This window comes from Candidatus Jidaibacter acanthamoeba (assembly GCF_000815465.1).
Classification (GTDB): Bacteria; Pseudomonadota; Alphaproteobacteria; order Rickettsiales; family Midichloriaceae; genus Jidaibacter; species Jidaibacter acanthamoebae.
This window is the reverse complement of record NZ_JSWE01000153.1, coordinates 1-1,975: the sequence shown is the minus strand read 5'-3', so window position 1 is coordinate 1,975 and position 1,975 is coordinate 1. Positions and strand designations below refer to the sequence as shown.

Below are 1,975 nucleotides of genomic sequence, written 5' to 3'. Positions count from 1 at the left end.
GCGTAAGCTTAATGGAGAATTTGGAAATTCAGCTGATAATAAAGAAGAGCAGAAATCAATGGTTAGAGGGTCTTAAGGGGAATGTTACAAATATTTTATTATAGAGTTTATATTTAATAAACTCTAAATTCATCTTAATACTTGCTTATTCCAATCCAATATCTGAAAATGCCTTTAGCAAAGAATTTGTAGACGCGATAGAGAAGAGACAATATAGGTTTATCCGTGGAAAGGAACGTGTCCATGCTGAAATGAAAGTGATTCAAAAGCTTATGGAAAGCAGAAAAATAGGAAGAGATAGTGCTGATGAGCAGATTTATATAGGGATATCTAAAAGATGTTGCCTTAAATGTGAAATAATGATTGAGGCTATTAATGAAGTGGCAGAAGAATTTGGTTACGCCTATCAATGAGCTTATAGCAGTAAGAGATGTGCATAAGCAGGTTTTTCCTGCTGGTATTCCACAATTTGTTGACTATGGAGACAACACACTGCCAGATGAATTTAGGAGAAGAATTAGAGATAGCTTCCTTGAAAAAATTAGGGTAAGAGATTTAAAAGAAGCTTTTGCAATGAAGCGCTCAGTTACCGGATCCCAGATTCATAGAAGATCATCTTCACCGGCTGGGAGATACCATGGTGTGGAATCACCAAGAAGAATGCTTGAGTTAGAAGATGTAATAGATAATATCAGCTCATCCAGTAGTACATCCAGCAGTATTTTGAAAGAAGATCAAAAAGAAGAGAAAGATAAAAAAAGAAAAAGAAAAGAAGAGCCTGATATTACAGCAAAATTTGAATTAAGAGAAGAAGGAAAAAAAGAAGTTAAGGAAAAAGAGGTTAAGGAAAAAAGTACTACTAACGATGAAAGAAGCAGAAAGAGAGTAAAAGTAACTGCAAGAGGAAATCCAAATCCAGAAGCTTGGGAGGAAAGAACTAAAAAATCAGAAATAGGGCATAGTAGAGGAAAGGATTAAGATGTTATAATATTTACTTAATAATTAATATATTATTTATTGATTTTGTATATTTTACTAACTAAAATTAAAAAAAAATAAAGAGAAAAAAATGAGAAAAGACAAAGAGAGCATAGTTGAAAAGCTATTCTTAGCTTCAGAATCAGGGAGAGTTTCTCGGGTAAAAGAGATATTGGATAAAGGTACCGATATCAATAGTAAGGATTTTGATAAGTCAACTTTACTTCACCAAGCTATTACACGTAGAGATCTTGAGATGATTAAGTTCCTATTAGATAAGGGAATTGACCTAAATGCTAGAAACCGCAATGATGATACACCTTTACATTTAGCTGCAAGGAGGGGATATCCTGAAATTGTTGAATTACTACTGAAAAATAAAAATACAGATGTTAATGTAGTTAACGTTGAAGGAGAAACCGCATTGCATGATTCACTCTCAACAATACATTATGATAAGATAGCGCCGCTTTTAATTGCTCATGGAGCAAATGTAAATGTACGTAGAAAAGATGATGGATGGATGCCAATACATATTGCTGCGTACACAGGGGCTGTGGGAGCATATAAGTTGCTACTTAAAAATGGAGCGAATTCTAATATTCCTAGTATTGAATTTAAGAAGTTTGATGAAAATTATGGTGAGGTTATAACTTATAAAAGTCTCACTGCTAAGGAGCTATATAAGCAATTATCTTCGGAAAAAATAAAAGAATTTGAAGCAGCTGAAAGGGAAGTTGAAACAAAAAGGAAGGCAGATAGATCTGAAAGCTTACTTACAGTCGGATCCAAGAGAAAGAGACGACCTGATTTTGCAGAAACTGTAGAGAATTCTAGAAATCCTAGAGTTGAAAAAGGAGCGGATGACTCTTCACCTGAAAAGCTTTCTGTAAACTCTCAAAGAGGTATAGGAGAAAGGTGGGTAGCTTCTGAGGTAAGAAGGCGTAAGCTTAATGGAGAATTTGGAAATTCAGCTGATAATAAAGAAGAGCAGAAA

General features: G+C 34.2%; 3 protein-coding genes. All 3 read left to right on the top strand.

What is annotated here, in order from left to right:
• Positions 1-251: 251 nt before the first annotated feature.
• Positions 252-413: a hypothetical protein gene (locus NF27_RS12555; protein WP_161791838.1), complete on the top strand. Its 162-nt coding sequence runs from the start codon at positions 252-254 to the stop codon at positions 411-413.
• Positions 376-978, top strand: a complete 603-nt coding sequence (locus tag NF27_RS07670; RefSeq protein ID WP_152606876.1) for a hypothetical protein — start codon at positions 376-378, stop codon at positions 976-978. The genes NF27_RS12555 and NF27_RS07670 overlap by 38 nt, the downstream gene beginning before the upstream one ends.
• A gap of 91 nt (positions 979-1,069) precedes the next feature.
• Positions 1,070-1,975, top strand: a 906-nt coding sequence (locus tag NF27_RS07665) for an ankyrin repeat domain-containing protein (protein WP_039457856.1), incomplete at its 3' end; no start/stop codon positions are given.

Coding starts and splice junctions, on each gene's coding strand:
- NF27_RS12555 (WP_161791838.1), top strand. CDS start 252: ATGAAAGTGATTCAAAAGCTTATGGAAAGCAGAAAAATAGGAAGAGAT.
- NF27_RS07670 (WP_152606876.1), top strand. CDS start 376: ATGAAGTGGCAGAAGAATTTGGTTACGCCTATCAATGAGCTTATAGCA.